The sequence below is a fragment of the uncultured Brevundimonas sp. genome, from assembly GCF_937863155.1.
Classification (GTDB): domain Bacteria; phylum Pseudomonadota; class Alphaproteobacteria; order Caulobacterales; family Caulobacteraceae; genus Brevundimonas.
The window spans coordinates 1-26,717 of sequence record NZ_CALMFB010000074.1; the positions used below are offsets into that span (position 1 = coordinate 1).

At 68.9% G+C, this 26,717-nt stretch carries 23 protein-coding genes; 11 read left to right on the forward strand and 12 right to left on the reverse strand.

Features of this window, described 5'->3' with window-relative positions; all coding sequences use genetic code 11:
* Both nadC and Q0581_RS13960 read left to right on the forward strand, forming a co-directional pair.
* Positions 1 to 491, forward strand: a 491-nt coding sequence (gene nadC / locus Q0581_RS13955; protein WP_298701058.1) for a carboxylating nicotinate-nucleotide diphosphorylase, incomplete at its 5' end; no start/stop codon positions are given.
* Positions 492 to 560: 69 nt separating this feature from the next.
* On the forward strand, positions 561 to 776 hold the full coding sequence (locus tag Q0581_RS13960; protein WP_298701059.1) for a hypothetical protein: 216 nt from the start codon (positions 561 to 563) through the stop codon (positions 774 to 776).
* Between the two features lie 4 nt (positions 777 to 780).
* Here the strand turns inward: Q0581_RS13960 and Q0581_RS13965 are convergent, their stop codons facing one another.
* A complete protein-coding gene (locus Q0581_RS13965) occupies positions 781 to 1,884 on the reverse strand; it encodes a cell wall hydrolase (RefSeq protein ID WP_298701060.1) in 1,104 nt (367 codons plus the stop codon).
* A 435-nt stretch (positions 1,885 to 2,319) separates the two neighbouring features.
* Between Q0581_RS13965 and Q0581_RS13970 the strand changes: the two genes are divergently transcribed.
* The 3 genes from Q0581_RS13970 (at position 2,320) to Q0581_RS13980 (ending at position 3,526) form a co-directional block, all read left to right on the forward strand.
* On the forward strand, positions 2,320 to 2,508 hold the full coding sequence (locus Q0581_RS13970) for a hypothetical protein (RefSeq protein WP_298701061.1): 189 nt from the start codon (positions 2,320 to 2,322) through the stop codon (positions 2,506 to 2,508).
* A gap of 57 nt (positions 2,509 to 2,565) precedes the next feature.
* The gene (locus Q0581_RS13975; RefSeq protein ID WP_298701062.1) at positions 2,566 to 3,051 is read left to right on the forward strand and encodes a hypothetical protein; all 486 of its coding nucleotides are present in this window, start codon (positions 2,566 to 2,568) and stop codon (positions 3,049 to 3,051) included.
* A gap of 115 nt (positions 3,052 to 3,166) precedes the next feature.
* Positions 3,167 to 3,526 carry a DUF6481 family protein gene (locus tag Q0581_RS13980; protein ID WP_298701063.1) on the forward strand — a complete coding sequence of 120 codons (360 nt, stop codon included), beginning with the start codon at positions 3,167 to 3,169 and terminating at the stop codon, positions 3,524 to 3,526.
* Between the two features lie 13 nt (positions 3,527 to 3,539).
* Here the strand turns inward: Q0581_RS13980 and Q0581_RS13985 are convergent, their stop codons facing one another.
* Complete coding sequence (locus tag Q0581_RS13985) at positions 3,540 to 7,211, reverse strand: PAS domain S-box protein (protein ID WP_298701064.1); 3,672 nt, start codon at positions 7,209 to 7,211, stop codon at positions 3,540 to 3,542.
* A gap of 188 nt (positions 7,212 to 7,399) precedes the next feature.
* Here Q0581_RS13985 and Q0581_RS13990 point away from each other — a divergent pair, with 188 nt between their 5' ends.
* The 3 genes from Q0581_RS13990 to Q0581_RS14000 all read left to right on the forward strand — a co-directional run bounded on the left by Q0581_RS13990 (position 7,400) and on the right by Q0581_RS14000 (position 10,179).
* On the forward strand, positions 7,400 to 7,879 hold the full coding sequence (locus tag Q0581_RS13990; protein ID WP_298701065.1) for a Dps family protein: 480 nt from the start codon (positions 7,400 to 7,402) through the stop codon (positions 7,877 to 7,879).
* Positions 7,880 to 7,944: 65 nt separating this feature from the next.
* Positions 7,945 to 9,111: a cell wall hydrolase gene (locus Q0581_RS13995; protein ID WP_298701066.1), complete on the forward strand. Its 1,167-nt coding sequence runs from the start codon at positions 7,945 to 7,947 to the stop codon at positions 9,109 to 9,111.
* A gap of 117 nt (positions 9,112 to 9,228) precedes the next feature.
* The gene (locus tag Q0581_RS14000) at positions 9,229 to 10,179 is read left to right on the forward strand and encodes an aldo/keto reductase (protein WP_298701067.1); all 951 of its coding nucleotides are present in this window, start codon (positions 9,229 to 9,231) and stop codon (positions 10,177 to 10,179) included.
* 9 nt (positions 10,180 to 10,188) lie between these two features.
* Here the strand turns inward: Q0581_RS14000 and trxB are convergent, their stop codons facing one another.
* Positions 10,189 to 11,202: a thioredoxin-disulfide reductase gene (trxB, locus tag Q0581_RS14005; RefSeq protein WP_298701068.1), complete on the reverse strand. Its 1,014-nt coding sequence runs from the start codon at positions 11,200 to 11,202 to the stop codon at positions 10,189 to 10,191.
* Positions 11,203 to 11,272: 70 nt separating this feature from the next.
* On the opposite strand from trxB, the gene Q0581_RS14010 reads away from it, so the two are divergent.
* Positions 11,273 to 11,566, forward strand: a complete 294-nt coding sequence (locus Q0581_RS14010; RefSeq protein WP_298701069.1) for a hypothetical protein — start codon at positions 11,273 to 11,275, stop codon at positions 11,564 to 11,566.
* A gap of 102 nt (positions 11,567 to 11,668) precedes the next feature.
* A complete protein-coding gene (locus Q0581_RS14015) occupies positions 11,669 to 12,463 on the forward strand; it encodes a hypothetical protein (protein ID WP_298701070.1) in 795 nt (264 codons plus the stop codon).
* A 56-nt stretch (positions 12,464 to 12,519) separates the two neighbouring features.
* On the opposite strand, the gene Q0581_RS14020 is transcribed toward Q0581_RS14015, so the two are convergent.
* The 7 genes from Q0581_RS14020 to Q0581_RS14050 all read right to left on the reverse strand — a co-directional run bounded on the left by Q0581_RS14020 (position 12,520) and on the right by Q0581_RS14050 (position 20,221).
* A complete protein-coding gene (locus Q0581_RS14020) occupies positions 12,520 to 13,503 on the reverse strand; it encodes a mitochondrial fission ELM1 family protein (protein WP_298701071.1) in 984 nt (327 codons plus the stop codon).
* A gap of 4 nt (positions 13,504 to 13,507) precedes the next feature.
* The gene (gene greA / locus Q0581_RS14025) at positions 13,508 to 13,981 is read right to left on the reverse strand and encodes a transcription elongation factor GreA (RefSeq protein ID WP_298701072.1); all 474 of its coding nucleotides are present in this window, start codon (positions 13,979 to 13,981) and stop codon (positions 13,508 to 13,510) included.
* A 135-nt stretch (positions 13,982 to 14,116) separates the two neighbouring features.
* Positions 14,117 to 14,326 (reverse strand): hypothetical protein, encoded by a 210-nt coding sequence (locus Q0581_RS14030; RefSeq protein WP_298701073.1) that lies wholly within the window; start codon positions 14,324 to 14,326, stop codon positions 14,117 to 14,119.
* Between the two features lie 30 nt (positions 14,327 to 14,356).
* Positions 14,357 to 15,664, reverse strand: coding sequence for a M20 family metallopeptidase (locus Q0581_RS14035; protein ID WP_298701074.1), 1,308 nt, complete (start codon positions 15,662 to 15,664; stop codon positions 14,357 to 14,359).
* 95 nt (positions 15,665 to 15,759) lie between these two features.
* The gene (gene carB / locus Q0581_RS14040; protein WP_298701075.1) at positions 15,760 to 19,059 is read right to left on the reverse strand and encodes a carbamoyl-phosphate synthase large subunit; all 3,300 of its coding nucleotides are present in this window, start codon (positions 19,057 to 19,059) and stop codon (positions 15,760 to 15,762) included.
* A gap of 11 nt (positions 19,060 to 19,070) precedes the next feature.
* Positions 19,071 to 19,388, reverse strand: a complete 318-nt coding sequence (locus tag Q0581_RS14045) for a ribonuclease E inhibitor RraB (protein ID WP_298701076.1) — start codon at positions 19,386 to 19,388, stop codon at positions 19,071 to 19,073.
* Positions 19,389 to 19,501: 113 nt separating this feature from the next.
* Positions 19,502 to 20,221, reverse strand: coding sequence for an HAD family hydrolase (locus Q0581_RS14050; protein WP_298701077.1), 720 nt, complete (start codon positions 20,219 to 20,221; stop codon positions 19,502 to 19,504).
* 194 nt (positions 20,222 to 20,415) lie between these two features.
* Between Q0581_RS14050 and Q0581_RS14055 the strand changes: the two genes are divergently transcribed.
* Positions 20,416 to 22,347 (forward strand): oligopeptide:H+ symporter, encoded by a 1,932-nt coding sequence (locus Q0581_RS14055; RefSeq protein ID WP_298701078.1) that lies wholly within the window; start codon positions 20,416 to 20,418, stop codon positions 22,345 to 22,347.
* Between the two features lie 108 nt (positions 22,348 to 22,455).
* Here the strand turns inward: Q0581_RS14055 and Q0581_RS14060 are convergent, their stop codons facing one another.
* Entirely contained in the window at positions 22,456 to 24,498 is a 2,043-nt protein-coding gene (locus Q0581_RS14060; RefSeq protein WP_298701079.1) for a TonB-dependent receptor, read from the reverse strand.
* 97 nt (positions 24,499 to 24,595) lie between these two features.
* The gene (locus tag Q0581_RS14065) at positions 24,596 to 26,641 is read right to left on the reverse strand and encodes a TonB-dependent receptor (RefSeq protein WP_298701080.1); all 2,046 of its coding nucleotides are present in this window, start codon (positions 26,639 to 26,641) and stop codon (positions 24,596 to 24,598) included.
* Positions 26,642 to 26,717 lie beyond the last annotated feature (76 nt).

Consider the following 26,717-nt stretch of genomic DNA (forward strand, 5'->3'; position numbering starts at 1 on the left):
AGGCGGTCGCGGGGACCAAGGCGCGCATCGTCGACACGCGCAAGACGACGCCGGGGCTACGGGCGCTGGAGAAGCACGCGGTGGCCTGCGGCGGCGGGCTGAACCATCGCTTCGGTCTGGATGACGCCATCCTGATCAAGGACAACCACATCGCCGTGTGCGGCGGGGCGGCCGAGGCGGTGCGCCGCGCCCGCGCCCATGCCGGGCATCTGGTCAAGGTCGAGGTCGAGGTGGATAGTCTGGACCAGCTGGACGCCGTGCTGCCGGAACGGCCCGATGTGGTCATGCTGGACAATTTCACCCTGCCGGCCCTGCGCGAGGCGGTGGAGCGGGCGGCGGCCAGCCCCTTTGGTCGGCCGGTGCTGGAGGCGTCGGGCGGAGTGACCCTGGACACCGTGGGCGTCATCGCGCGCACCGGGGTGGACGTGATTTCGGTCGGCGCCCTGACCCATTCGGCCCCCGCACTGGATGTGGGGCTGGACGCCGCCTGACGCCTTTTGCCGGGAACGGACGCTTCAGGCGGGGGTTCTGAAAGGGACCGTCACCGACAGGAGCGAGACATGGGCCACGCCCCCAAGATCCCCAAGGAACAGCGCAGCTTCGCCGACCATGGCGCGCGCAGCGAAGACGAAGCCGCCATCAGCGACCGCCGCGATCTGGCGACCGGCGTCCAGTCCGGCCAGGTCGGCGATGCGGATGTGAATCTGGACACCCAGGGGCGGTTCGGAAACCTGCGCCAGAATCTGACGACCCACTGGAAAGTCCAGGAACGCTGAGGCGTCAGGCCGGCGCCGCGCCCGGATTGGCCGCGGCGGGCGTGGGGGCAGTGGGCTTGGCCGCCGCCGGTGCGGGAGCCGCTTCGGCCGGTTCGGCCTGAGGACGGTCCTGGGCGCGGTCGGGCGCGTTGCGACCCTCTTGAGCCAGCAGCAGGGTATAGGCCACGGCCTGACCCGCCTGACGCGCGGTTTCGACCGGGTCCAGCCCGGCCTGGACCAGTTGCGGTTGGTCGTCGGACGACGAGGGCCGGGCGGCATAGGTGAAGGCCGCGCTGGAGCCCGCCCGCCCGCCGAAGCGATAGAACAGATGCTGGCCCACGCGCGTCACCTGGATCAGCGAACCGCGCCACGCCGGGCTGACCTGGGTGGTGTGGAAATGGGTGGCGGCGCCGACCGGGGCATAGACATAGCCGGACAGGGCGCGGGTCGCGACCTCGCGCGCACGGCTCCAGGCGGCGCGATTGACCGGGCCGCGCATCGAGCCGTCACAGGTGAAGCTGAACTGGCAGCCGGTGCGCCGGGCCGCGCCCTGGAACACCACGCCGCAGATGCTGCTGGGGAAGGCCGCGTGGCGGACGCGGTTCAGGACCACCTGGGTCACCGCGCGCATGCCGTCGGCGCCTTCGCCGCGCGCTTCGTAATAGGCGGCCTGGGTCAGGCAATCCAGATCGCGGGAATCGTCGATGGCGCTGGCCAACCGGAAGGGCTGGACCGAGGGACCGGCTGTCAGGCTGATGCGACGCAGGTCACCCGCCGGGGCGCCGCGCAGCTGTTCCAGGCGGGCGGTCAGCAGGGCCGACTGGCGGTCGCGCTGGGCGCCGCCGGCCACCGTATAGGGATCATGACGCCGCGCCACGGCCAGGGCGCCGGAATCCAGGCCCCCGGCGGCGGCCGACAGGGCCTCTTCGGTGAAACCGGCCGAGGTCGCGACCTGAATCCGTTCCGCCTGGCCCCGCACCGTATTGGCGCGCGCGGCCGTTCCGCCCAGATAGGCCGCGCCGATCGCCAGCCCGACAAGACCGCCGAACACGGCCGCCGTCGTCATGGGGCGCAGGCGCGCGACGCGGTCGGCGGACGGAAGGGCGCTGGGGCCGGGAATGGGCGACAAAGGCGTGGTCCTGTGCGGCAGGGCGGATATCGTCGCCCCCGGGTCGTCTCGCCTGCCGGTCGATTGCGTCATCGATCCGGCCGCGGAACCGATGCTCGGCGAACGGCCGGACATCGGGAAGGCGCGCCTATAGCCATCCCTTTATGGCGTCAATGTGGTTGATTCGCAACTTTGTGCTGCGGCGCAGCAATTTTGAGCAATTGTGACAACGCTTTCAGCCGCCCAGAGACGATGCCGGGTCGATTGCAAAGTCGTGGGCGGCAATACTGTATCCATCGTCTCGACGTCTGCATTGGCGACCGTCTTTGGGGTTCGGGGCGACTAAGGGCGTGTTCGCCTGGGGTTTTTGCGCCGCCGCAATACCAGCGCTCGACTGAAGCCGGAACCCGCGACCCGGCCAGCCGTTGAACAGCCAAGCCTTAGAGGAGTTGATCCATGACCCAGCGACTGATCCTGATCGCCGCCGCCTCGACCGCCGCCCTGGCCCTGGCCGGCTGCGGATCGACCATCGAACAGAAGGCCGCCACCGGCGCGGTCGCCGGCGCCGTGGTGGCCGGCCCTGTCGGCGCGGCGGTGGGCGGCGCGGCCGGCACGGCGGTGGGGCAGGCGTCCAAGCCCAACTGATCGGCCGTCAGGTCTCGACAGCCGACGTGGCCGAGCACGCCCGGCTAGATGGCTGTGATGAAGATTGCCGCGCTCGTCCTCGCCGTCCTGGCCTCTGCACCCCTGGCCGCCAGCCAGGCGGGCGTGGTGCGTCTGGGTGCGCTGGAAGCCGATTACGACCCGGCCATGATGACCATCGAGCGGTTCGACGGCGGGCTGGTGCTGCAGGGCGCCCGCGAATGGACCCGCACCGCCGCCTATGTCGATGTGTCCGAGACGGCGCCCTGTTCGACCGAGGCCATGCGAACGGCCCTGGGCGAACAATCTGAATCGCGTGAGGCGGAAGGGTCACGCACCCTGGCGTCGGGCCTGACCCTGCACTGGGCCACCACCTGGACCGGGTGTGCGGCGATGACCGGCCGCCCCGTCGCGGCCTGTGTGCGGCACGACGGCGTGACGACACGGGTGCGCGGTCTGGACCTGGGATGTCGGACGCCGATCCATCAGGATCTGCTGATCCTGGCGCTGATGAACAGCCTTCGGCCGGCCGGCGAAGCGGGCTGAAAAACCGGCGCGGGGTTGATTTTCGCGCCGGTTTGGGGTTCAGCCTCCGGCTTCCCATATCGCAATCCCCTGGCGGGCGCCTGGCCTGCCGCCTCAAGGACACGTCCGCGCCCGCATGAGAGACCTGAAGAACACCGGATTCACCGACCGCCTGACCTCGCAGCAGGAGGCCAAGAAGGCGCTGCTGGCCCGCTTCAAGCCCAAGGCGGCCGCGCCCGATCCCGAGTTCGACAAGCTGGCTGAAAAGCGCGCGGCCGAGAAAGAGGCCCAGCGCCAGCAGCATGAGCTGGAAAAGGCCGAACGCCGTCGCGAAAAGGCCGAGAAGGACGCCGCCCGCCTGGAGGCCGAACGCGAGGCCCAGGATGCGATCGACGCCGAGAAGCGCGCCGCCCGCAAGGAGCGCAAGGCGCTGACCAAGGAAGAGCAGAAGGCGCGTCGCGACGCCCGCTACGCCGCCCGCAAGGCCCGCCGCTAAATCGACCCCCGGTTCAGGCTGGCAGCTCGCCCTCGTCGATGATGCGGCGCAGCTGTTCGGCCGAATAGGGCTTGGACAGGAAGGGCCACGGCGCGTCCTTCAGGGCCGCGTCCACATCGTCCCCGACATAGCCGGACGTCAAAACGATCCGCATGGCCGGGTGATCGGCCGCCACGCGCCGGGCCAGGTCGATGCCGGTCATGCCGCCGGGCATGACGATGTCGGTCAGCATCAGATCGAAACGGCCCTTGCGCCGGCGCAGGATCTCCAGCGCCTGGGGACCGCTTTCGGCCGCCGTCACGTCCAGCCCCATGGATTTCAGCAGATCCATGGCCACGGCGGCGACGGCGACGTCGTCTTCGACCAGCAGCACCTGACGGTCCGAGGCGGCGGACGGGATCGGCGCGCGCGCCGGCTCGGCGGCGATGACCGCGCCCTGGGCCAGGCGCGGCAGGTACAGGCGGATTTCGGTCCCCTGGCCCACCTGGGACGTGATGCGCACGCCGCCGCCCGACTGGCGCGCGAACCCATAGACCTGTGACAGGCCCAGGCCCGTCCCCTTGCCGACCGACTTGGTGGTGAAGAACGGCTCGAACACGCGGTCCAGCACCTCGGGCGCAATGCCCATGCCCGTGTCGGTCACCGAAACGCAGATGTAGTCCCCCGCCGCCAGTTCGGGAATCTCGCCCTCGGCCGCCGCGCAGTCCAGGGTCTGGACCGTGATGCGGCCCGTGTCGCCCAGGGCGTCGCGGGCGTTGACGATCAGGTTCAGCAGCGCCGCCTCGAACTGGGCCGGGTCGACGTTCACCCGCGCGCCGCCGCGTTTCAGCTTCAGCTTGAACACCATGGCCTCGCCGACGGCGCGGCGCAGCAGGGGCTCGCTCTCGCGGATCAGGCCGTTCAGGTCGATGGCTTCGGGCCGCAGGGCCTGACGGCGCGAGAAGGCCAGCAGCTGATGCGTCAGCCGTTCGCCGCGCCGGGCGGCGGCCAGGGCGGCCTCGCCCATCTTCTTGCGCCGCGCCGCGTCGTCGGGCGAGCGCAGGATCATGTCCAGGGCGCCGATGACCACGGTCAGCAGATTGTTGAAATCGTGCGCCACCCCGCCGGTCAGACGGCCGACCGCCTCCATCCGCTGGGCGTGCATCAGGTCCGCCTCGGCCTTGGCCTTTTCCGCCATGGCTTCGCCGACGCGCTCTTCCAGCAGTTCGTTGATGCGCTTCAGGTCGTCTTCGGCGCGCTTGGCGTCGGTGACGTCGAAGGTGGCGCCGACATAGCCCTGGAAGACGCCGCCCGCGTCGAAGCGCGGCACGCCCTCGGTCCGCAGCCAGCGTTCGCCCATGTCGGGATGATTCATCCGCACCACGGCCTCGAACCGGTCGCGCGTCTGATGTGCGACGGTGAAGTCTTCCTCGAACCGGGCCAGGTCGTCGGGGTGGATGACGCGGCGCCAGGCGGGGGTCAGGCGCCGGTCGGACCGCACGCCGAAGAAGGTCTTGTAGCGGCGATTGGCGAAGATGATCTGATAGCGGTCGTCGCTCATCCAGATCATGGCCGGGGCGCTGTCGGCCACGGTGCGGAAACGGGCCTCGGATTCGGCGATGCGGTGTTCGGCCTCGCGCATGTCGGTGACGTCGAAGGCCACGCCGACGAAGCCCACCACCTGACCGCCGGCGGCCAGGCGCGGTCGCGAGAACGACTTGAGCCAGCGGTATTCGCCGTCATGGCGCAGATAGCGCGCCTCCATCGAGAACGGCTCGCCCGTCGCCTCGCCGGCGATGGAATCGGCGATGATGCGCGGGTGGTCGTCGGGGTGGATGATCTCGCGCCAGTCCTTGAGCCGCGCCTGTTCGTAGGTGTCGCCCGAAAAGGCGACATAGGCCTGATTGACGAACTCGCGCACCCGGTCGGCGCCCGTGACCCAGATCAGCACGGGCGCGGTGTCGGCCACGGCGCGGAACCGCTGTTCGCTTTCGCGCACGGTGGCCTCGGCGCGGGCGCGCTCGACCTCGCTCCAGGTTCGGGCGGCGACTTCCTCGACCAGATCGATCTCTTCGGCGGTCCAGTCGCGCGGCGCGCTGGCGTGGACATAGAGGAAGGCGCGCAGCCGGCCCGAGCGGATCAGCGGCGCGCGGATGAGGGCGCGGGTGCGGATGGCGTCGAAGGCGCCGGTAACCGGCCGGGTGCGCGGGTCGTGGTGGACATCGGCGATGGCGGCGGTGCGTCCGGCCGCCAGATCGTCCATCAGCGCCTGACCATAGGCGTTCAGATCGACCTGGCCCTGGGCGCTGTCGACGCCCGATGTCCAGTCGCGGCTCATGACCACCAGGCCGCGTTCCTGATCCACCTCGCCATAGCCGACGCGGTGCACGCCCAGTTCGGCGCCCAGGGCTTCCTCGACCGTCACCATGATCTCTTCGGGATCGGTCAGGTCGCGGATGCGGTCGTTCAGGGCCAGCAGGAAGGACTGGCGCCGCCCCTGGGCCGCCAGGGCGTCCAGCGCCAGCCGCGTGTCGGTGATGTCGAACGACATGCCGACATAGCCCAGGAAGCGTCCATCCGGGTCGTGGCGCGGATTGACCGCCACCCGCATCCAGCGCCATTCGCCGTCGGCGCGGGCGAAGCGGGCCTCGAAACCATAGGGCTGGCGGGTCGGGCGCGCGGCGGCCTGGGCGGCGGCGACGGTGGGGACGTCGTCGGCGTGGATGGACTGTTTCCAGACATGTCCCTGAATCTGGTCGGCGGGCAGGCCGTAGAACTGGACCAGGGCCTCGTTGACGAACTCGACCTCGCCTTCTTCGCCGGTCAGCCAGACGGGCGACGGCGCCGTATCGGCCATCAGGCGGAACCGGCTTTCGCTTTCGCGCAGGGCGCGTTCGGCCGCGCGGGCCTGGGTGACGTCGGTGTTGACCCCGATCATGCCCAGGAAGCGTCCGGCGCCGTCGAAACGCGGCTGGGCCTCGGTGCGCAGCACGCGCCAGCCGCCATCGGCGTGGGCGTAGCGACCCTCGACCACGAACGGCTGTCTTTCGCGATTGGCGGCCATGGTGCGGGCGATGATGTCGTCGCGGTCGTCCGGGTGCAGGGTGGCCGCATAATCGAAGTCGCCCAGGTCGTCGCCGACGCCCCAGAAACGGCGCTGGGCGCGGTTCAGGTGAATGCAGCCGCCATCAGGGTCGCTCATCCACAACAGGGCGGGGGACAGTTCGCTGAAGCTGTGCAGCCGGCCTTCGGTCTCGTCGGCGCGGGCGTCGGACAGGCTCTGGGCCTTCAGCGAGGCGTCCAGCCGCAGCATGGCCTTGCGCAGGGCGGCGGCGACCAGCACCACGAACACCCCGACGATCACCACATTGACGTTGGACACCACGCCCGAGCGGGTCATCAGGCCGATGCCCGCCACCTCGGGGCTGAGCACCAGCCGCACCCCGGCCATGCTGACGGCCAGGGCGGTGAAGCCGGCGATGCGGCCGCCCGCCAGCGCCGCCAGGATCACCCCCGGCAACAGGATCATGAAGCCGCTGGAATTGCCGTAAAAGTCCGACACCGACCAGCGCAGCAGCACCGCCAGGGCGCCGCACAGACCGCCGATCAGGACAGCATGCACCGGCGACGCCACGGGGCGCCGCGCCAGGCGGCCCAGCCCGGCCTCGAAATCGAATGCACGCCTGACCCAGGCGAAATCCGCCATCGGCCCCCCGAGCCTGTTCCCCCGCGTTCATATGCACGCGCAGCCTGCAACGCTTGTCGCGTTCAGGCGTTCCCCGCCATCGGCTGCATGCGGACGATTAGGCTAACCCGCCGCACCGGCCTTGGCGAAGGCTTTCGGCATCCCCACCTTCGCCATATCGAAATTTCTCACATGGAGGCTCCCCGCCCATGACCGCCACGATCAAGACCGGCCTCAGCAGCCCGAAGCGCAAGGAGATCGCCGAGCAGCTGACCAAGGTTCTGGCCGACAGCTACGCCGTCTATCTGAAGACCCACGGCTATCACTGGAACGTGCGGGGCCCCGAATTCTTCGCCCTGCACAACCTGTTGGAACAGCAGTACCGCGAGCAATGGGAGGCGCTGGACGAGATCGCCGAGCGCATCCGCGGCCTGGGCGAACTGGCGCCCCAGGGTTATGGCGCCTTCGCCAATCTGACCTCGGTCAAGGACGGCGACCCCGAGAAGGACGCCAAGGCCATGCTGGAAGAGCTGATGCGCGACCACGAGACGGTGGTGGCCACGGCCCGCGAGGCGCTGAAGATCGCCGATGACGACGGCGACGACGTCACCGCCGACCTGATGACCCAGCGTCTGGCCGCCCATGAAAAGGCCGCCTGGATGCTGCGCGCCACGCTGGGCGGGCGCTGAGCCGCACGGGCGAACGCCGGAATCCGGCCTCCAAAGGGCCGCATCCGCGCGCTATGGGATCGACCATGAACCGCGCCGCCTGGGACAGGATCAAGGCCGTGGGACGGCGCGGCATGGCCGCCGCGCCGGCGATGGCGGCTGTCCTGGGCGCCGCCATGGCGGCCGGGTCGTCGCCCCTGCCGAACCCGGACCGCGAGGCCCTGCCGCTGGCGGGGCGTGTCGACACCACCGGCCTGATGGTGGTGTCCAAGGACGATCCCCTGATGCGTCAGGCGGCGCTTCAGGGTCTGGCGCCGGGTCAGGGCGCACCGCTCAGCCTGACCGCCGCCGGGCTTGAGGCCCAGAAGCTGAATGCGGCCATGCCGGCGGCGTTGAACGCCCTGAAACCCGCCCGCGCCTTCGCCTTCACTCCGCGCACGGCCGAGGACCGGCACCGCGCCCTGCGCTGTCTGACCCAGGCCGTCTATTACGAGGCGGCGCTGGAGCCGACCCTGGGACAGGAGGGCGTGGCCCAGGTGGTGCTGAATCGCGTGCGCGATCCCAACTATCCCGCCAGCATCTGCGGCGTGGTGTTCCAGGGAGCCGAGCGGACGACGGGCTGCCAGTTCAGCTTCACCTGCGACGGCGCCCTGGCCCAGGCGCCGGTCGGCTGGGCCTGGGACCGCGCCCGGCGGGTGGCCGAGCGCGCCTTGGCGGGCCATGTCAGCCCTCATGTCGGCACGGCGACGCATTATCACGCCGACTATGTCTATCCCTGGTGGGCGCCGACCCTGGCCAAGATCACCAAGGTCGGGGCGCATATTTTCTATCGCTGGAAGGGCGCCAGCGGCGACACCGCCGCCTTCCGCCAGGCCTATTCGGGCCAGGAGCCGATGATCGACGAAGTCCGCTTCGCCCGTCCGCGCCTGATGCTGGCTTCGGTCGAGACGCCGGTCGAGGGCGCCGCGACCGCGCCAGGCCAGATGGAGTCCGCCGCTGTCGGCGGGGTCGAGATGCGCACCATCGAAATCGAGGGGCGCACCCGCGTGGTCGGCGTGGCCAGCCTGGGCGGTCGTCGCCTGCCGACGCGCGAAGAGGTGGCCCGCATCAACGCCCAGCTGGCCGCCGCCCAGGCGCCGACGCCGACGGTCACCCTGTTCCCGTCGCCGCCCGGCGTGACCACGATGGATGTCGAGGAAGTCGGCCGTCCGACCCCGGCGCCCCCGGCTTCGGCGGGTGGCGCCGGCGCCTGAACGGCGGACGCCGGAACAGGCTTCACATCTGCGGCATAGAGGAGGGCGGGGCGGTTGCACGCGCCCGGCGACGGCCTAAATGCCGACCCTCCCCATCACGCAGTCGGAGCCATCCCCATGCAGAAACGCCCCCTCGGCCCGTCCGGCCTGGATATCGCGCCCCTGGTGTTCGGCGGCAACGTCTTCGGCTGGACGGCGGACGAGGCGACGTCCTTCGCCCTGCTGGACGCCTTCGTCGATGCGGGCTTCAACGCCATCGACACCGCCGACGCCTATTCGCGCTGGGTTCCCGGCCATGAGGGCGGCGAGAGCGAGACGATCATCGGCCGCTGGCTGAAGGCGCGCGGCCGCCGTGACGAGGTGGCCATTCTGACCAAGGTCGGATCGGACATGGGCCAGGGCCATAACGACCTGTCGCCCGGCTGGATCGAACGCGCGGTCGAGGCGTCGCTGCGCCGGCTGCAGACCGACCGGATCGATCTGTATCAGGCGCACTGGCCCGATCCGCGAACGCCCCAGGAAGAGACGCTGCGCGCCTTCGACCGGCTGGTCCAGGCGGGCAAGGTGCGGGCCATCGGCGTGTCGAACCATGACGCCGACCAGGTGCGACAGGCGCTGGATATCTCGGCCCGCGAGGGACTGGCGGCCTATGCGGCGATCCAGCCGCACTACAATCTGTACAGCCGCGCGACCTTCGAGGGGCCGTTGCAGGATCTGGCCGTCGAGAAGGGCCTGGGCGTCATCACCTATTTCAGCCTGGAAAGCGGCTTCCTGACCGGCAAATACCGCACCGGCGCCGATGTCGCCGGAACCTCGCGCGAGGGGATGCTGAAGGACAAGTTCGACGAACGCGGCGTGCGCGTCCTGGCCGTTCTGGACGCCGTGGCGCGGCGCAACGAGGCGGCCCCGGCCCAGGTCGCCCTGGCCTGGCTGCTGGCCCAGCCGGGGGTGACGGCGCCGATCGTCAGCGCCACCTCGACGACGCAGCTGGCCGAGGTGCTGAAGGCGGCGGATCTGACGCTGTCGGACCAGGATCTGGCCGAACTGAGCCAGGCGGGCGCGGTCTGACGAAAGGCCCTACCAGACGCCGATCTTTTCCGCCTCGGCGTGGCTGATGGGATGGCCGGCGGCCTTGTGGTCTTCCTCGGCCAGGAAACGCGCGGCCTCCAGCGCGGCCATGCAGCCCATGCCGGCGGCGGTGACGGCCTGGCGATAGACGTCGTCGGTCACGTCGCCGGCGGCGTAGACCCCCTCGACGGCGGTCGCGGTCGTGCCCGGTTTGACCACCAGATAGCCGCCAGCCTTGGTCTCCAGCTGGCCTGAGAACAGTTCCGACGACGGGGCGTGGCCGATGGCGATGAAGACGCCGTCGGCGGCGATGTCCTGGGTCGAGCCGTCCAGCGCATTCTTCAGCCGCACGCCGGTGACGTTGCGCGCCACGCCGTCGACGACGCCGACGATCTCTTCCACCTGATGGTTCCAGATGACCCGGATCTTGGGATGGGCGAACAGGCGGTCCTGAAGGATCTTCTCGGCGCGGAATTCGTCGCGGCGGTGCACGACGGTGACGCTCTGGGCGAAATTGGTCAGGAACAGCGCCTCTTCGACCGCCGTATTGCCGCCGCCGACCACCACCACGTCCTTGCCGCGATAGAAGAAGCCGTCGCAGGTGGCGCAGGCCGAGACGCCGAAGCCCTGGTATTTCGCCTCCGAGTCCAGCCCCAGCCATTTGGCCTGGGCGCCGGTGGAGATGATGACCGTCTCGGCCAGAATCTCGGTTCCCGAATCCAGCGTTAGGCGGAACGGGCGCGACGACAGGTCGGCGCGGGCGACGATGTCGTGGATGACCTCGGTTCCCACATGCTCGGCCTGGGCCTGCATCTGCTCCATCAGCCAGGGGCCCTGGATGGTCTCCGCAAAGCCGGGATAGTTCTCGACATCCGTGGTGATGGTCAGCTGGCCGCCCGGCTGCAGCCCGGCGATGACCACGGGGTTCAGAGAGGCGCGGGCGGCGTAGATGGCGGCGGTCCAGCCGGCGGGGCCGGACCCGATGACGGCGACGCGGACGGTGCGGGGGGCGGGGGTGCTCATGACCCCTATTTAGGCGCTGATTCCGGCCGAGGCGATGCTAGTCTGACGCCCGTATCCACAAGGAGCCGACATGACGGACAAGAAGACCGACAAGAGCGCCGCCTTCCTGCCCATCGGCATCGGCGCGGGTCTGGCCATCGGCGTGGGCCTGGGGGTCGCGCTGGACGATATCGCCATGGGCCTGGCGCTGGGGGTGGCCATCGGTTCGGGGCTGGGCGTCGCCGGAATGGGGGCGGCCAAGGCCCGCAAGGGCCGCCAAGATGGCGGCGACGCCGCAGGGACGGGCATGAGCCGGGAATCAGACGCCGAGTCTGGTTCGGACTCTGGCGGTGGCTCGGGCGGCGGTGACGGCGGCGGCGACTGACGCTTCGCGACGCGGCCAAAAACCCAGGTTTCGGCTTGCCATTCGCGCCATCATCATGATGATCGCAGGCCGAACGGTATTCTTTTGAATGGGGTTGAAACTATGGAAGGCAAGGTTCTGGGGTTCGACGCGGCGACGGGAACCGGCGCCATCAAGGCGACGGACGGCGGGCGTTACACCTTTGGCGCGGCGGACTGGCGCGGCGCGGCGCCGGCCAAGGCCGGTGACGATGTGGACTTCACCATCGACGGCGCCACGGCCAAGGAAATCTATGTGACCCGCGCGGGGCTGAACCTCGACCTGGGCGGCATCGGGGATTCCATCAAGACAGAAGGCGGCGTGGCGGGCATCTTCCTGTCGTCCTGGTCGGCCATCCTGGCCGCGGCGACCCTGGTGGCCTGCTTCCTGCCCTTCATCTCGGCCGCGGGGCAGAGCGAGAACCTGTTCGGCGTCGTCGAGATGGCCGGCACGGTCAAGACCGGCCTCAGCGGCTATGGCATGGCGGCGGCCATGTTCGGCGGCGAGGCCCAGGCCCCGGCCTTCGTGGGCGTGATGAAGACCCTGCTGGGCCTGTATCCGCTATTCTATCTGATCCCGGTCGCCGCGATCTGGGTGCTGGTCTTCGCCTTCATGAACAAGCCTCTGCGCCTGCCGACCCTGGTGTCGGGCGCCCTGACCCTGGGTCTGCCGATCGTGCTGATCCTGCTGGGCGGTCTGATGGTGGTCAGCTCCATGCCCGAAGAGATGCGCGAGATGATGTCGCAGGGCGGCGGCGGCGGCCTGGAGATGGGCCTGGGCCTGGGGGGATGGCTGATCGTCGTCCTGGGCGCGGCGCAACTGGCCAATGTGTTCGGCTACATCAAGGTCACGCCGGCCGGCCTGATCAACAAGAGCTGAGGCTCAAAGCCTGGACAACAAAGGGCGGTCGCCGTTTCGCACGGCGGCCGCCTTTTTCATGCGCCGCGCGCGGCCATGGCCTGCAACACCGCCTGGGCGGCGCGGTCGGTCTCGGCCAGGGGCGGATAGGTCCAGGTCTCCAGAACGCCGTCGAACGGCCGCGTCGCGCCATGGGCCGCCAGATCGGCGTGCAGACGCGCGAACTTGCCGCCCGATCCGCGCGGGATCATGGGCAGGACATGCACCGGCTTGCCGGTCGAGGCGGCCTCGGCGGCCATGTTGGCGCTGTCCTCGGTGACCAGGATGTGGTCGGCGCCGTGCAGGAAGGCGAACAGGGGATTGTCGCCCGTCCCGTCCCAGATCCAGCCGGGCAGGGCCGCCAGCCGCTCGGTCATGATCGCCCGCGCGGCGTCCGGCGTGCGGCGCGAAAAGGTCAGCATCAGCGATCCCCCGGCCGCCGACACGGCCTCGCCGATGCGCCGGGCCAGATCGGCGGCGTGGGCGGGGGTCAGGTCGAAGGCTTTGGACCGCCCGCCGATCATCGCCGCCACGCGCGGGCGGGACAGGGGATCGATCCGGTCGGCGAAGGCGGGCGCCGCCTGGGCCAGGCCTTGCGGCGTGATGCGGTGGGGGCTGCCGATGATCTCGAACACAGTGTCGCCGTCCAGCTCGTCATGAGCGGGCGCGACCACCATGTCGAAACGGCGCGGATCAAGCCGTGGGTCTTGCACCTGAACCACGAACGGACGCGGCGCGGATGCGCGGCGAATCCTCAGCGACAGCGGCAGGCTGGCCCGGCCGCAGGCGATCCACAGGTCGGGCGCCGGCCCGTCCAGGGCGTCGGTCGCGCCATCCAGCATGGAGGGCCGCTTCAGATCGGCGGGCAGGGCGTCGAACAGCGGCCGCCAGCGGACGGTGCGGTCCTGAATCACAGCCGGGGTGCGCCGCGCCACGGCCTCGGCCAGGCCCAGGGCCTGGTTGCGGATGCCGGCGCGGCCGTCGGTGACGACGCGGATCGTCAGCGGCGCGGGCGCCGCCACGACCTTATTTCCACTCGACCTTGGCGATCTCGTAGGCCTTGACCCCGCCGGGGGTGTTGACCTCGACCGTGTCGCCCACGGATTTGGAGATCAGAGCCCGCGCGATGGGTGAGGCGACCGAGATGCGGCCGGCCTTCACGTCGGCCTCGTGCTCGCCCACGATCTGATAGCGGCTCTCCTCGTCCGTATCCTCGTCGATCATGGTGACGGTGGCGCCGAATTTGACCTGATCGCCCGACAGTTTCGACACGTCGATGACCTGGGCGCGGCTGATCTTGTCCTCGATCTCGGCGATCTGGCCCTCGATCCAGCCCTGGCGCTCCTTGGCGGCGTGGTACTCGGCGTTTTCCGACAGGTCGCCGTGCGCGCGCGCTTCCGAGATGGCGGCGATGACCGCCGGCCGCTCCACGGACTTCAATTGCTTGAGTTGATCGTCGAGGGTGCGATAGCCCTCGGCCGTCATCGGCACTTTTTCCATTGTAGCGTGGGTTTCTTGTCGCCCTGGAGACTGAAGGTAAGGCCAAAGGAAACTGAACCCGCCGCGGGGCGAGCGCGGCGGGGTTTCATCAAGACTAGGGTGTCCTGCCTAAAAACTCAAGATCGGCGTGGCGGATCAGGCGGCGCCGCGTTCGCGTCGGGCGGCGGCCAGGCGGCCCCGGAACAGCACCCGGCGGATCAGGCTGAAGGCCAGGAACCCCAGGGCGCAAAGGCCCGCCAGCAGGAACAGGCTGGACACCAGAACCGCGCCCGCGGCCATGAAGGCCAGGACGAAGGCGATGGCGGCGGCAAGGGCCAGGATGATCTGGGCGGCGTTCGGTCGCATGAACCGTTAACGGCCAGACCGGCGGAAGGTTCAGCCGGGCGTGCGCGGCATCAGGTCCAGGGCGCTGCGCACCATGGCCTCGGCGCCGGCGATGACGGCGGGCTCCGGTTCGATGCGGAACTCGGGCGAATGGTGCGGGGCGGCTTCGCCGGTCGCCGGGGCGCCGCCCACATCCATGAACACCGCCTTCACCCCCGTTTCCGGCTGGCCGTAAAGGGCGAAGTCCTCGGCTCCCATGCCCATCCGCTCGGGCGGGATCAGGGTCTCGGCCCCCATACCGTCCACCACCACCTGACGCAGGCGCAGGGCCAGCGGCGTGTCGTTGATGACCGGCGGCACGCCGGGGCTGGGCTGGCTGACGACCGGCAGGCGGTCCTCGGGCACGTTCAGGGCCAAGGCGGTGTTGCGGGTGATGCGTTCGACCCCAGCCATCAGATGATTGCGCACCTCAAGGCTGTCGGATCGCACGGTCAGCTGCAGCTTGACCTCTTCGGGGATGATGTTGTGGCGGATGCCGCCGTGGATCGACCCGACGGTGACCACGGCGCCCTGAAGCGGATCGACCTCGCGGCTGCGCAGGGTCTGCAGCGCCACCACAATGTGCGAGGCGACCAGCACGGGATCGACCGTCAAATGCGGTGCCGCCCCATGGCCGCCGACGCCGCGCACGATGACGTCCAGGCTGTCGGAACTGGAATAGGAGATGGCCTCGGGGATCTGCACCTTGCCCGCCGGCAGCCCCGCCTTGACGTGAAAGCCCAGGGCGAAGTCCGGCTTGGGGAAGCGGGTGTAGAGGCCGTCGTTGAGCATGGCGCGGGCGCCGCGCACGCCTTCTTCGGCCGGTTGGCCGATCAGCACCAGCGTGCCGGACCAGGCGTCGCGCCGGGCCATCATCTGGCGCGCGGCGCCGACCAGGGCGGTCATGTGCACATCGTGGCCGCAGGCGTGCATGACCGGCTTCTCCACCCCATCGACATCGACCTGGGTCACGGTCGAGGCGTGCGGCAGGCCGGTGGCTTCGCGAATGGGCAGGCCGTCCATGTCGGCGCGGATCAGGACGGTGGGGCCGGAGCCGTTGCGCAGCACGGCGACCACGCCGGTGCCTCCCACGTTTTCGGTGACGTCATAGCCCAGGCCGCGCAACTCCTGGGCCAGGCGCGCGGCGGTCTGGACCTCCAGCATCGACAGCTCGGGGTTGCGGTGGAAATGCTCCCACAGGGCGCCCAGATTGGCGCCATAGTCGGCGGCGATGGCGGCGCGCAGATCGGCGGGCGCCTGGGCGGCGACCGGCGTCGCAAAGGCGGCCACAGCCGCGGCCAGTCCCAGCATGGATTTCATCGTCGCCTCCCCTGACGCTGTTCGGGGAAGCCTAGACCATTTTTCGGTTCACTCGGAATCGACTGAACCCGCATCTTCGCTCTAGGCCTGCCGCCTCAGCCGTAGGCCTGGATCGGCCGGACATCCAGATCGCCGGCGCGCAGGGCGGCGATGCCTTGCGCCGCCGCCAGCGCCCCGGCGGCGGTGGTGTAATAGGGGATCTTCATCATCAGGGCCGTGCGCCGCAGGCTGAAGCTGTCCTGCAGCGACTGCTTGCCCTCGGTGGTGTTGATGACCAGCTGGACCTCGCCGTTCTTCATGGCGTCGACGATGTGGGGGCGGCCCTCCAGCACCTTCTTCACCAAGCCGACCTCGACCCCCTGTTCGGCCAGATAGGCGTGGGTGCCGCCGGTGGCGATCAGGCTGAAGCCTTGGGCCAGCAGGGTGCGCGCGGCCTCAAGGATGAAGGGCTTGTCGCTGTCCTTCACCGACACGAAGGCGCAGCCGGACGACGGCAGGGTGGTGCCGCCGCCGATCTGGGACTTCAGGAAGGCGCGGGCGAAGGCGGGGGCCAGATCGGCCTCGCCCTCGCGTTTCCAGTCCAGGCCCATGACCTCGCCGGTCGAGCGCATTTCCGGCCCCAGAATGGTGTCCACCCCGGCGAAGCGCGCGAAGGGGAAGACCGCTTCCTTGACCGCGATATGGTCATAGCAGCGCTGTTCCAGGCCGAAGGACGCCAGGGGCACGCCGGCCATGACCTTGGCGGCGATGGCGGCGATGGGCGCGCCCATGGTCTTGGCCACGAAGGGGGCGGTGCGGCTGGCGCGCGGATTGACCTCCAGCACGAAGATGCGCGGTTCGGCCGAGTGCGGCTCCTCGATGGCGAACTGCACGTTCATCAGGCCGCGCACCTTCAGGGCGCGCGCCATGGCCTCGGTCTGGCGCATCAGCTCGGCCACCGTCTCGCCCGACAGGGAATAGGGCGGCATCGAGCAGGCGCTGTCGCCCGAGTGGACGCCGGCTTCCTCGATATGCTCCAGCACACCGGCGACGAAGACGGTCTCGTCGTCGCACAGGGCGTCCACGTCCACCTCGGTGGCGCGGTTCAGATAGTGGTCGATCAGCACGGGATCGTCGCCCGAGACGCGCATGGCCTCGTGAACATAACGGTCCAGCTGTTCGCGGTCGTGAACGATCATCATGCCGCGGCCGCCCAGGACGTAGGAGGGGCGCAGCACGACCGGATAGCCGACCTCCTCGGCCTTCTGCGCGGCTTCCTCGGCGCTGCGGGCCAGGCCGTTCGGCGGCTGGATCAGGCCGATGTCGTTCAGCATCTGCTGGAACCGCTCGCGGTCCTCGGCCAGGTCGATGCTGTCGACGCTGGTGCCCAGGATCGGCACGCCGTCTTCCTGCAGGGCATGGGCCAGCTTCAGCGGGGTCTGGCCGCCGAACTGAACCACCGCGCCGATCAGTTCGCCCTTGGACCGCTCGACCTCGATCAGTTCCAGCACGTCCTCGGCCGTCAGCGGCTCGAAATACAGCCGGTCCGAGGTGTCATAGTCGGTCGACACCGTCTCGGGGTTGCAGTTGACCATGATCGACTCGACGCCGATGTCGTCAAACGCAAAGGCCGCGTGGCAGCAGCAGTAGTCGAACTCGATCCCCTGGCCGATGCGGTTCGGCCCGCCGCCCAGGATGACGGCCTTCCTGCGATCCGACGGCTCGGCCTCGCACTCGGGCGCCTGGCCCAGGGCGCCGGTCTCATAGGTCGAATACATATAGGCGGTGGCGCTGGCGAACTCGGCCGCGCAGGTGTCGATGCGCTTGAAGCTGGGCCGGACGTCCAGGGCGCGGCGGGCGCTGCGCACCGCCTTTTCGGTCGCGCCGGTCAGGGCGGCTAGGCGCGCATCCGAAAAGCCCTTGGCCTTCAGGCGGCGGAAGTCGCCGGCCTCGGTCGGCAGGCCGGTCACGCGGATGTGGCCTTCGGTGCGCACCACGTCGGCGATCTGGCGCAGGAACCAGGGTTCGTAGGCGCAGGCGGCGGCGACCTCTTCGACCGACAGGCCGTGGCGGAAGGCCTGGGCGATGACGCGGATGCGGTCGGGCGTCGGCTGGCCCAGGGCGCGCACCACGGCGGCGCGGGCGCCCGCATCGTCCTCGGCGCCGGCGACGCCCTCGATCTCGATCTCGTCGAAGCCCGACAGGCCGGTCTCAAGGCCGCGCAGGGCCTTCTGCATCGATTCCTGGAAGGTGCGGCCGATGGCCATGACCTCGCCCACCGACTTCATCGAGGTGGTCAGGTGCGGTTCCGACCCCGGATATTTCTCGAAGGCGAAGCGCGGGATCTTGGTGACAACATAGTCGATGCTGGGCTCGAACGAGGCCGGGGTCACCTGGGTGATGTCGTTGGTCAGTTCATCCAGGGTGTAGCCGACCGCCAGCTTGGCCGCGATCTTGGCGATGGGGAAGCCGGTGGCCTTGGACGCCAGGGCCGACGACCGCGACACGCGCGGATTCATCTCGATCACCACCATGCGGCCGTCGGCGGGGTTGATGGCCCACTGGACGTTCGATCCGCCGGTCTCGACGCCGATCTCGCGCAGGACGTTGATCGAGCCGGTCCGCATCCGCTGATATTCCTTGTCGGTCAGCGTCAGGGCGGGGGCGACGGTGATGCTGTCGCCGGTGTGGACGCCCATCGGGTCCACATTCTCGATGGAGCAGATGATGATGCAGTTGTCCGCCCGGTCGCGGACCACCTCCATCTCGTATTCCTTCCAGCCCAGCACCGATTCCTCGATCAGCACCTCGGTGGTCGGCGACAGGTCCAGGCCGCGCTCCACGATCTCGCGGAACTCCTCGACATTATAGGCGATGCCGCCGCCGGTGCCGGCCAGGGTGAAGCTGGGGCGGATGATGGCGGGCAGGCCGACGAAGCTGAGCGCGTCCTCGGCCTCGTCGATGTGGTGGACGGCGCGGCTGCGGGGCGATTCCAGGCCCAGCTTGTCCATGGCGTCGCGGAATTTCTGGCGATCCTCGGCCTTGTCGATCACCTCGGCGCGGGCGCCGATCATCTCGACCCCGTGCCGGGCCAGGGCGCCCGAGCTTTCCAGCGCCAGGGCCGTGTTCAGCGCCGTCTGGCCGCCCATGGTCGGCAGAAGGGCGTCCGGCTTCTCCGTGGCGATGATCTTTTCGACCACCTCGGGCGTGATCGGCTCGATATAGGTGGCGTCCGCGACCTCGGGGTCGGTCATGATGGTGGCGGGGTTCGAGTTGACCAGGATGACCCGGTACCCCTCGGCTTTCAGCGCCTTGCACGCCTGGACGCCGGAATAGTCGAACTCGCACGCCTGGCCGATGACGATGGGGCCGGCCCCGATGATCAGGATGGACTGGATGTCTGTGCGCTTGGGCATGGGTCAGGCCTTCAGTTCGTCGCCACCGCGCATTCCCAGCCGTCGTAGTCCAGCTGGAAGGCCGCGGCCCAGGATTGCATCATGACGGAAACGGGGGCGAAGGCGGCTTCGTCCACCGCCATGGTCGTTTCCAGAATAAGAGAATCGTCGCCGCCGCGCGTCAGGTATCCGGCGCGTCGCGCCACCTCGTTCAGATCGCCCAGGGCCGCGTCGTCGCCGAAGAAATAGAACAGCGTATGGCGCGGCGTGACACCGGAATCGCCGTGTTCCGCCAGGGCGGCGCGGATCATGGCGTCGCGTTCGTCATGGCTGGCGTCGGCGTCGGTCACGGCGGTCCTTCCGGCCCTGGCGCGCGCGAAGGCCGGCGCGGGGAGGCGCAGCGGTCCGGCGGCTTGTCGGCTAAGCGGCCCGTCTAATGACGCGGGGCGGCGGGAGCAAGCGATTATCGGGCCGAACCGTCCGCCCGCGCATCGATCCAGGCCGGCAGGTCGGCGATGGCTTCCAGCGCGCCATAGCGGGGGTGGCCGGCCGGGGCGTCGGCCAGCTCGTGGGCCCAGGTGATGTGATAGGGGATGTGCACCGCCCAAGCCCCGGCCTCCAGCGCCGGAAGGACATCGGATTTCATCGAATTGCCGGCCATGACGGCCTGATCCGGGCCGGTGCCGTGGCGGGTGAAGACGCGGTCATAGGTGGCGCGGTCCTTTTCCGACACGATCTCGACCGCCGCGAACAGTTCGCCCAGGCCGGACGCCGCCACCTTGCGTTCCTGATCCATCAGGTCGCCCTTGGTCACCAGCACCAGGCGATAGCGTTCCGACAGGGCGGCCAGGGCCTCGTCCACGCCGGGCAGGGTCTCGACCGGATGGGCCAGCATCTCGCGCCCGGCGGCCAGGATCTCGCGCACCACTTCCGGCGGGGCGCCGCCGTCGCACAGCTCCATCGCCGTCTCGATCATCGACAGGGTGAAGCCCTTCACCCCATAGCCGTAGAGGCGCAGGTTGCGGCGCTCGGTCTCGGCCAAGCGCGCCTCGATCGTCTCGGGATCGCCGTGGTCGTCCAGCAGGTCCACGAACCGGGCGTGGGTCAGGCGAAAGATCGTCTCATTGTGCCAAAGGGTGTCGTCGGCATCCAGGCCCACGGTGGTGACGGCGGCGCGTTTCATGCCCGGCGAATGTCGCAGCCGCCGCCCGGATGCAAGGCCCGAACGCAGGCAGAACCGCGATCACCAACGGTTACGACTTGTAAAGCCTGTTCCGTGGTGGTCCTATCCGCCTGATCGCCGGGGGAGGCGGATGCGCGGACCAGTCGTCTGGTTCAGGTCGCTGACGGGGCCCGGCACACGCAAAAAGGCATCATATGAACATCGTCATCCTGCTGGGGGTCATTATCACCCTGGCGACAGGTTTCCCTGTCCTGATGCAGATCCTGAAGAACCATCCCAAGGGTCTGATCACCTGTTTCTTCGCCGAGATGTGGGAACGGTTCTCGTTCTACGGCATGCGCGGCCTGCTGATCTTCTATCTGACCCAGCATTTCCTGTTCGACGACGACAAGGCGTCGGGCCAGTACGGCACCTATGGCTCGCTGGTGTATCTGCTGCCGCTGATCGGCGGCATCGTGGCGGACCGCTACATCGGCACGCGCAAAGCCATCGCCTTCGGCGCCGTCCTGCTGGTGCTGGGCCACGGCCTGATGGCGTTCGAGGGCAATCCGGCGACCCAGACCCTGCGCGTGGGCGATCAGTCCTACGCCGTGCAGGTGGTGGACCGCGCCGACGCCAAGGTGACCCAGGTGGTCGTCGACGGCGCGGCCTATGACTACGCCACCGACGCCCAGGGCGCGATCAGCATCGCCGGCCTGCCGGAAGGTTCGCCCCTGGCCACCGCCACCACGGCGGACATCCAGCTGACGACCCAGAAGTCGTCGGGCGAAAACTGGTTCTATCTGGCGCTGTCGCTGATCATCATGGGCGTGGGCTTCCTGAAGCCGAACATCTCGACCCTGGTGGGCCAGCTGTACAAACAGGGCGATCCGCGCCGGGATTCGGGCTTCACCCTTTACTATTACGGCATCAACCTGGGCTCGTTCTGGGCCGCCATCCTGTGCGGCTTCCTGGGCCAGACCTATGGCTGGGGCTGGGGCTTCGGCCTGGCCGGCGTCGGCATGCTGGCGGGCCTGATCGTCTTCATCATCGGCAAGCCGCTGTTGCAGGGCAAGGGCGAGAGCCCGAACCCCGAGCTGATGCGCCGCCCGGTGCTGGGCCCGATCAACCGCGAATGGCTGATCTACATCCTGGCCTTCGTCGGCGTGGGCGGCCTGTGGTTCGTGGTGCCCAATCACGAACTGGTGGGTCAGGGCCTGCTGCTGTCGACCATCGCCGCCCTGGCCTTCGTCGCCTGGTTCATCATCTTCAAGCTGAAGGGCGACAAGATCGCGCGCGAGCGGATGATGCTGGCCATGGTGCTGATCTTCGGTTCGGCGGTGTTCTTCACCCTGTTCGAACAGGCCGGGTCTTCGCTGAACCTGTTCGCCGAGCGCAACGTGGATCTGGCCGTCACCAGCCAGGCCTACACCCTGTTGGGCATGCCGATCGGTTCGCCGGCCCAGGTGGCCGCCGCCGGTCTGGACACCTCCAACTGGTGGGGCTGGATCAACACCTCGCTGACCGCCTCGCAGACCCAGTCGTTCAACGCCGGCTTCATCCTGATCTTTGCGCCGGTGTTCGCGGCCCTGTGGGCCTTCCTGGGCCAGCGCAAGATGGACCCGAACCCGGTGGTCAAATTCGGCCTGGGGATCATGCAGGTCGGCCTGGGCTTCCTGGTCGTGGTGTGGGGCGTCAACTCGGGCATGGTGAGCGAGGCGTTCCGCACGCCGATGTTCCTCTTGGCCATGCTGTACCTGCTGCACACGACCGGCGAGCTGTTCCTGTCGCCGGTGGGCCTGTCGCAGATCACCAAACTGTCGGTCGCCTCGATCGTCAGCTTCATGATGGCGGTGTGGTTCATGGCCTCGGCCATCGCCCACTTCATCGCCGGCGAGATCGCCAAACGGGCCGGCGCCGACACCGTGGGCGGCCAGGTGACCAATCCCGAAGCCGCGCTTCAGGGGTCGCTGGATACCTTCAACCTGATCGGCCTGTGGGGCGTCGGCATCGGCGTGGCCTTCATCCTGATCAGCTTCGTGATCGGCAAGTGGACCCACGGCAGCGACGACCACGGTCCGCTGGTGACCGAGGGCGGCCACGAGGACGGCAACGTCGCGCGGCCGAACACCTCGACCGCGGGGTAAGACCGAGGACGGGCTGAAAAGCCCGGTTCGCAAGATCAAGGGCGGCGTCCGCACCGGACGCCGCCCTTTCCTTATGCGCTGTCGTGGGCGCGCGTCCGGCGCCCTGGCTCAGAGCGTCTTGCGCAGTTGCAGCTGGAACCAGGGATAGGCGCTGGTCTCCTGCCGCTCGTGATAGACCAGCGGCGCGGTGTTGCGCGGCCCCGAATAGACCCAGCGGTCGCGGCCCAGCACCCGCACCGTGGCGTTGCCGACTTCCAGACGCACGGTCAGGTCGGCGCGCGGCTTCCACTGGCCATGCAGGGTCACGAACGGCGTCTGGTCCGACCGGCGCAGTTCGCGCGTGCGATAGTTGTAGCCGCCGTCGTCATCGCAGCCGTGATCGACGCCATAGCTCCAGCGCCCGCCCTGAAGGTCGTGGGTGAAGGTGACGCCGCAGCCGAAACCGTCGTTGCCCGGGAACTCGATCTCCTGGCCCGTCAGGGGATCGGTGACTTGCGACCAGGTCCAGGTGCCGCGCGCCTGAAGCCGGGCGCCGCTCAGGCCCAGCCGGTCCAGCGGCAGGGTCAGCCGCGCCTGGAACAGGTCTTCAGAGCCGTCGCCGATGTTGCCCACCGCGTCGAACCCGCCCACCAGGGGGATGACGCCGATGAAGTCGCTGATCCGCGCATGCGAGGCGGTCAGTTGCAGCACGGCCTGGTCCCAGAAACGCCGTTCATAGACCGCTTCGATCGTGTCGATCTTCTCGGGGACCAGATCGGGGTTGCCCGCCGTCACCTGGCCCAGATTGACCTCGGACGAGGCGACGAAGTCGCCGAAATCCAGCTGGCCCACCTCGCGTTCATAACGCAGACGCAGCTGGTGCCCCGCCGCCGGGGTCCAGGTCAGCAGCAGTCGGGGCTTGGGATAGGTGAAGGATTTGGACCGGTCGGTGTCGCCCGACTGGCGGATCTCGGACACCTCGACACGCAGGGCGCCTTCCAGCGTCAGGCGCGGATCGGGCCGCCAGGTCGCCTGGCCGAACACTTCGCCCCGCAGCTCCTCGACCTTGACCGCGGCCGAAGGCAGGGGCACGGCCACGCCGTTCTCGGCATAGGCGGTGGCGCTGTCCAGCAGGTTGTAGGCCAGTTCGCCGCCGCCTTCGAAGGCCCAGCGGTCGTCGCGGCGGAACCGCACCAGCGTGCGCGCGATGCTTTCGCCCTCGGTCTCGTCGGCGGTGAAGACCGAGGTGAAGCCCGTGCGGTCCAGCACCGAGGCCCCGTCCTCACGCTCGATGCGTTGCAGGGCGGTCAGCTCCAGCTCGGTGCGCGGGCCCAGCGGCCGGGTCCAGCTGACGCCCAGCTCGCCGCTGACCTCGTCGGACGCCTCGTTCGTGCGTTCGTTCTGGCCCACACCGGACAGGACGGTCAGACGCCGTCCGTTCTCGCTCTCGCCCCAGGCCGCCAGTCCGTTCAGGCGCAGCTTGCCGCCCGCGAAGGGGCGCAGCACCGCGCCGGTCACGCTGATGTTGCGAAACAGGTCGTCCAGATCCAGCCGCGCGTCCTGGATCAGGGCGCCGCTCGCGTCATAACGGCGGCGGAATCCGTCGCCGACCAGATCGACCCTCTGGTCCGAGGTGGCGCTGAAGGCGATCTCTTCCTGATGGTCGCCGGCGCGGCGTGCATACTGGGCGCGCACCAGCGGGCCGACATAGCCGTCCGGGTAGATATAGGGGCTGAACTCGATCACCCGTTCGGTGGTGACGTCGCGGTGCAGCACGACATTGGCCACGACGGCGCGGCCCTGCATGTCCACGCCCGGCGCCCCGCCGCGGATCAGGTCGATGCGCGCCACCGACCGGGCCGAGATGCGCCGCAGATAGCCGTCCAGCCCCTCGCTCTTGATCGCCGGCCGCGCGCCGTCGACCAGCACATTGCCCCCGGCGCCGGCATAGCCGCGCGTGTCGCTGTCGCCATATTCGATGACGAAGCCGGGCAGGCGGGCCAGCATGTCCAGCGCCGTATCGGGCCGGGCGTCGGCGAAGAAGGCGGGCTCATAGGCGATGACGCCCGCGCCCTCGTTGGCGGGCGCAGACGCACTGGACTGCGCTTGCGCCAGGGCGGGGCAGATCAGGGCGACAGCGGCCGCGCCGCCCAGCAGAAATCCCAGACGCATCGGCGACATCCCTCCGTTCGCCGAAGCCATGCCGAACCCGCGCCGACGACGCCAGTTACAAGGATGCAAGGAACCTTAACCGGCGTCGGCCCGGCCGTCAGAAGGTCTTGCGCAGAGACACGTTCCAGAAGGTGCGCGGATTGACGCTGCGCGTCTCGACATAGGCGACGGGCCGGGTCGTGCGGTTCGCATAGCCGATGCGCGTGAAGTTGAAGTCGTCCCAGTCGGTCAGCTGGACCCGCACGGTCAGGTCGGGCTTGGGCTTGTATTCGACATAGGCCTGGAAATAGTCGCCGCCCGCGCGCCAACTGGAGGTGAAGTCGGGGTTGTGCGTGGTCTGGCCCAGGCGGGTCAGGATGGTGGCCCCCCACTGGATGTTCCAGCTGGCGATGTCCTGGGTGACGGTGAAGTTCGGCTGGCTTTCGCGCAGTCCCGTGACGCTGCGCTTGAGGCCGGTGGTCGGGTCGGTGACCTCGGTGTCGATCCAGTTGTTGCGGAAGCTGAACCGTCCGCCGGTGAAACCGATCCGGTCGGCCGGGATCACCAGATTGACCGAGAACTGTTCGTACCAGCCGTCGCCGATGTTTCCGGTAGCCGACAGGCCGTCCTTCAGCGGGATGACGTCGATATAGTTGCTGACCGTGTCGCGACGATAGCCGACCGAGAAGACACCCTCGCCCCAGAACCGTCGCTCATAGGTGATCTCGCCGATCCAGCGGGATTCCGGCTCCAGATCGACATTGCCGCCGTACAGGGTTTCGGAATCCAGATCGGCCGAGGCGGCGAAGTCGCCGAAATCCAACTGGCCCACCTCGCGTTCGATGCGCAGCCGGATCTGGTGCGACGGGATCGGCGTCCAGGTGGCCAGCAGGCGCGGCTTGGCGAAGACGAAGCTCTTTTCCTGGCTGGCGTCGCCGGACTGACGGATGTTCGACGCCTCGATCCGCACCCCGCCTTCCAGCGTCAGATCGGGGTGGATGCGCCAGGTGCCGCGACCGAACACCTCGCCGCGCGTCTCCTCGACCTTGACGGTCGCCGAGGGCAAGGGAATGGCGGTTCCATCGACGCTGAACGCCTGGGTCACGTCCAGCAGGTTGTAGGCGATCTCGCCGCCGGTCTCGAGGGTGACCTTGGGCGAATGCTCCCACCGCGTCAGGGCGCGCAGAATGGTCTCGGATTCCAGGCCCTCGGCGGTGAACACCTGTTCGGGACTGACCGTCGCGCCGATGAAGCCGTTCGACAGGGAGGTGTTGTCGAAGTCGGCCGCCGTGTGGATGAAACGCGTCTCCAGCGTCACGCCCTGGGCCATGGGGCGGGTGAAGACCACGCCGACCTCGCCATTGATGTTCTCGTTGTCGTAGGTGCTGTAGCGCAGGATGTCCGGCGCCATCTGTTCGGTGACATTGTGCCAGTCGCCGCGGCCGATGCGGCCGGTCAGGTCCAGCTTGCCGCCCATGAAGGGCGATGAATAGTTGCCGCGCAGGCCGTTGCTGCCGCCGTAGCCTTCGGTACGCAGCGCCTCGTCACGCAGAACGGCGCCGGCGCCGTCGATGCGCCGCACCCGGCCCACCCCGTTGCCGTCGTCGCTGCTGATGCCGTCGCTCAGGGTGAAGCCCCAGGTGCGGTCGCCGTCGCGGGCCGAGAACTGGTACGAGCCGCCGAACAGGTCCGGGCCGCCGTTGAACAGGGTGGCGTTCATGCTGAGCACCGACTGGCGCGTGTTCTCGCGTTTCAGGATCACGTTCACGACCACGGCGTAGCCCTGCATGTCGATGCCCGGAGCGCCGCCGCGGATCAGCTCGATCCGTTCGACCTGGCTGGCCAGGGTGCGCGACAGCACCGACGAGCCGGTGTCGTTCTTGGATGCCGGACGGGCGCCGTTGATCAGGATGTTCCCGACCGCGCCTTCAAAGCCCCGGCTGCCGTCGCCATCCTGGGTCGAGAAGCCCGGCACGCGATTGACCATGTCGTGGGCCGTGTTCGGCCGCTGGTCGGCGAAGAAGTCGGGCGTGAAGATCAGCACGCCGCGCTGGGCCGCGTCGGCCACCGGCGCGGGGGCGGACTGCTGGGCCATGGCGGGATGGGCGGCGGCGAAGATCAGGGCCGAAACGGCCCCGGCGGTGGCGAACCGGACGGTGTTCATGTGGACTCCCCTTGTGTCGCCAGCAAAGGCGTCGGGGGATGCGAAGTCTTGTTACAAGTCGGTTAGGTCGATTAAA

Bases quoted from the DNA above. Each gene is read 5' to 3' on its own strand.
- trxB (WP_298701068.1), bottom strand. From the start codon at position 11,202: ATGAGCACCCCCGCCCCCCGCACCGTCCGCGTCGCCGTCATCGGGTCC.
- Q0581_RS14050 (WP_298701077.1), bottom strand. From the start codon at position 20,221: ATGAAACGCGCCGCCGTCACCACCGTGGGCCTGGATGCCGACGACACC.
- Q0581_RS14000 (WP_298701067.1), top strand. From the start codon at position 9,229: ATGCAGAAACGCCCCCTCGGCCCGTCCGGCCTGGATATCGCGCCCCTG.
- Q0581_RS13995 (WP_298701066.1), top strand. From the start codon at position 7,945: ATGAACCGCGCCGCCTGGGACAGGATCAAGGCCGTGGGACGGCGCGGC.
- carB (WP_298701075.1), bottom strand. From the start codon at position 19,059: ATGCCCAAGCGCACAGACATCCAGTCCATCCTGATCATCGGGGCCGGC.
- greA (WP_298701072.1), bottom strand. From the start codon at position 13,981: ATGGAAAAAGTGCCGATGACGGCCGAGGGCTATCGCACCCTCGACGAT.
- Q0581_RS14015 (WP_298701070.1), top strand. From the start codon at position 11,669: ATGGAAGGCAAGGTTCTGGGGTTCGACGCGGCGACGGGAACCGGCGCC.
- Q0581_RS13960 (WP_298701059.1), top strand. From the start codon at position 561: ATGGGCCACGCCCCCAAGATCCCCAAGGAACAGCGCAGCTTCGCCGAC.
- Q0581_RS13970 (WP_298701061.1), top strand. From the start codon at position 2,320: ATGACCCAGCGACTGATCCTGATCGCCGCCGCCTCGACCGCCGCCCTG.
- Q0581_RS13985 (WP_298701064.1), bottom strand. From the start codon at position 7,211: ATGGCGGATTTCGCCTGGGTCAGGCGTGCATTCGATTTCGAGGCCGGG.
- Q0581_RS14060 (WP_298701079.1), bottom strand. From the start codon at position 24,498: ATGCGTCTGGGATTTCTGCTGGGCGGCGCGGCCGCTGTCGCCCTGATC.
- Q0581_RS13975 (WP_298701062.1), top strand. From the start codon at position 2,566: ATGAAGATTGCCGCGCTCGTCCTCGCCGTCCTGGCCTCTGCACCCCTG.
- Q0581_RS14035 (WP_298701074.1), bottom strand. From the start codon at position 15,664: ATGAAATCCATGCTGGGACTGGCCGCGGCTGTGGCCGCCTTTGCGACG.
- Q0581_RS13980 (WP_298701063.1), top strand. From the start codon at position 3,167: ATGAGAGACCTGAAGAACACCGGATTCACCGACCGCCTGACCTCGCAG.
- Q0581_RS14065 (WP_298701080.1), bottom strand. From the start codon at position 26,641: ATGAACACCGTCCGGTTCGCCACCGCCGGGGCCGTTTCGGCCCTGATC.
- Q0581_RS13990 (WP_298701065.1), top strand. From the start codon at position 7,400: ATGACCGCCACGATCAAGACCGGCCTCAGCAGCCCGAAGCGCAAGGAG.
- Q0581_RS14030 (WP_298701073.1), bottom strand. From the start codon at position 14,326: ATGCGACCGAACGCCGCCCAGATCATCCTGGCCCTTGCCGCCGCCATC.
- Q0581_RS14010 (WP_298701069.1), top strand. From the start codon at position 11,273: ATGACGGACAAGAAGACCGACAAGAGCGCCGCCTTCCTGCCCATCGGC.
- Q0581_RS14055 (WP_298701078.1), top strand. From the start codon at position 20,416: ATGAACATCGTCATCCTGCTGGGGGTCATTATCACCCTGGCGACAGGT.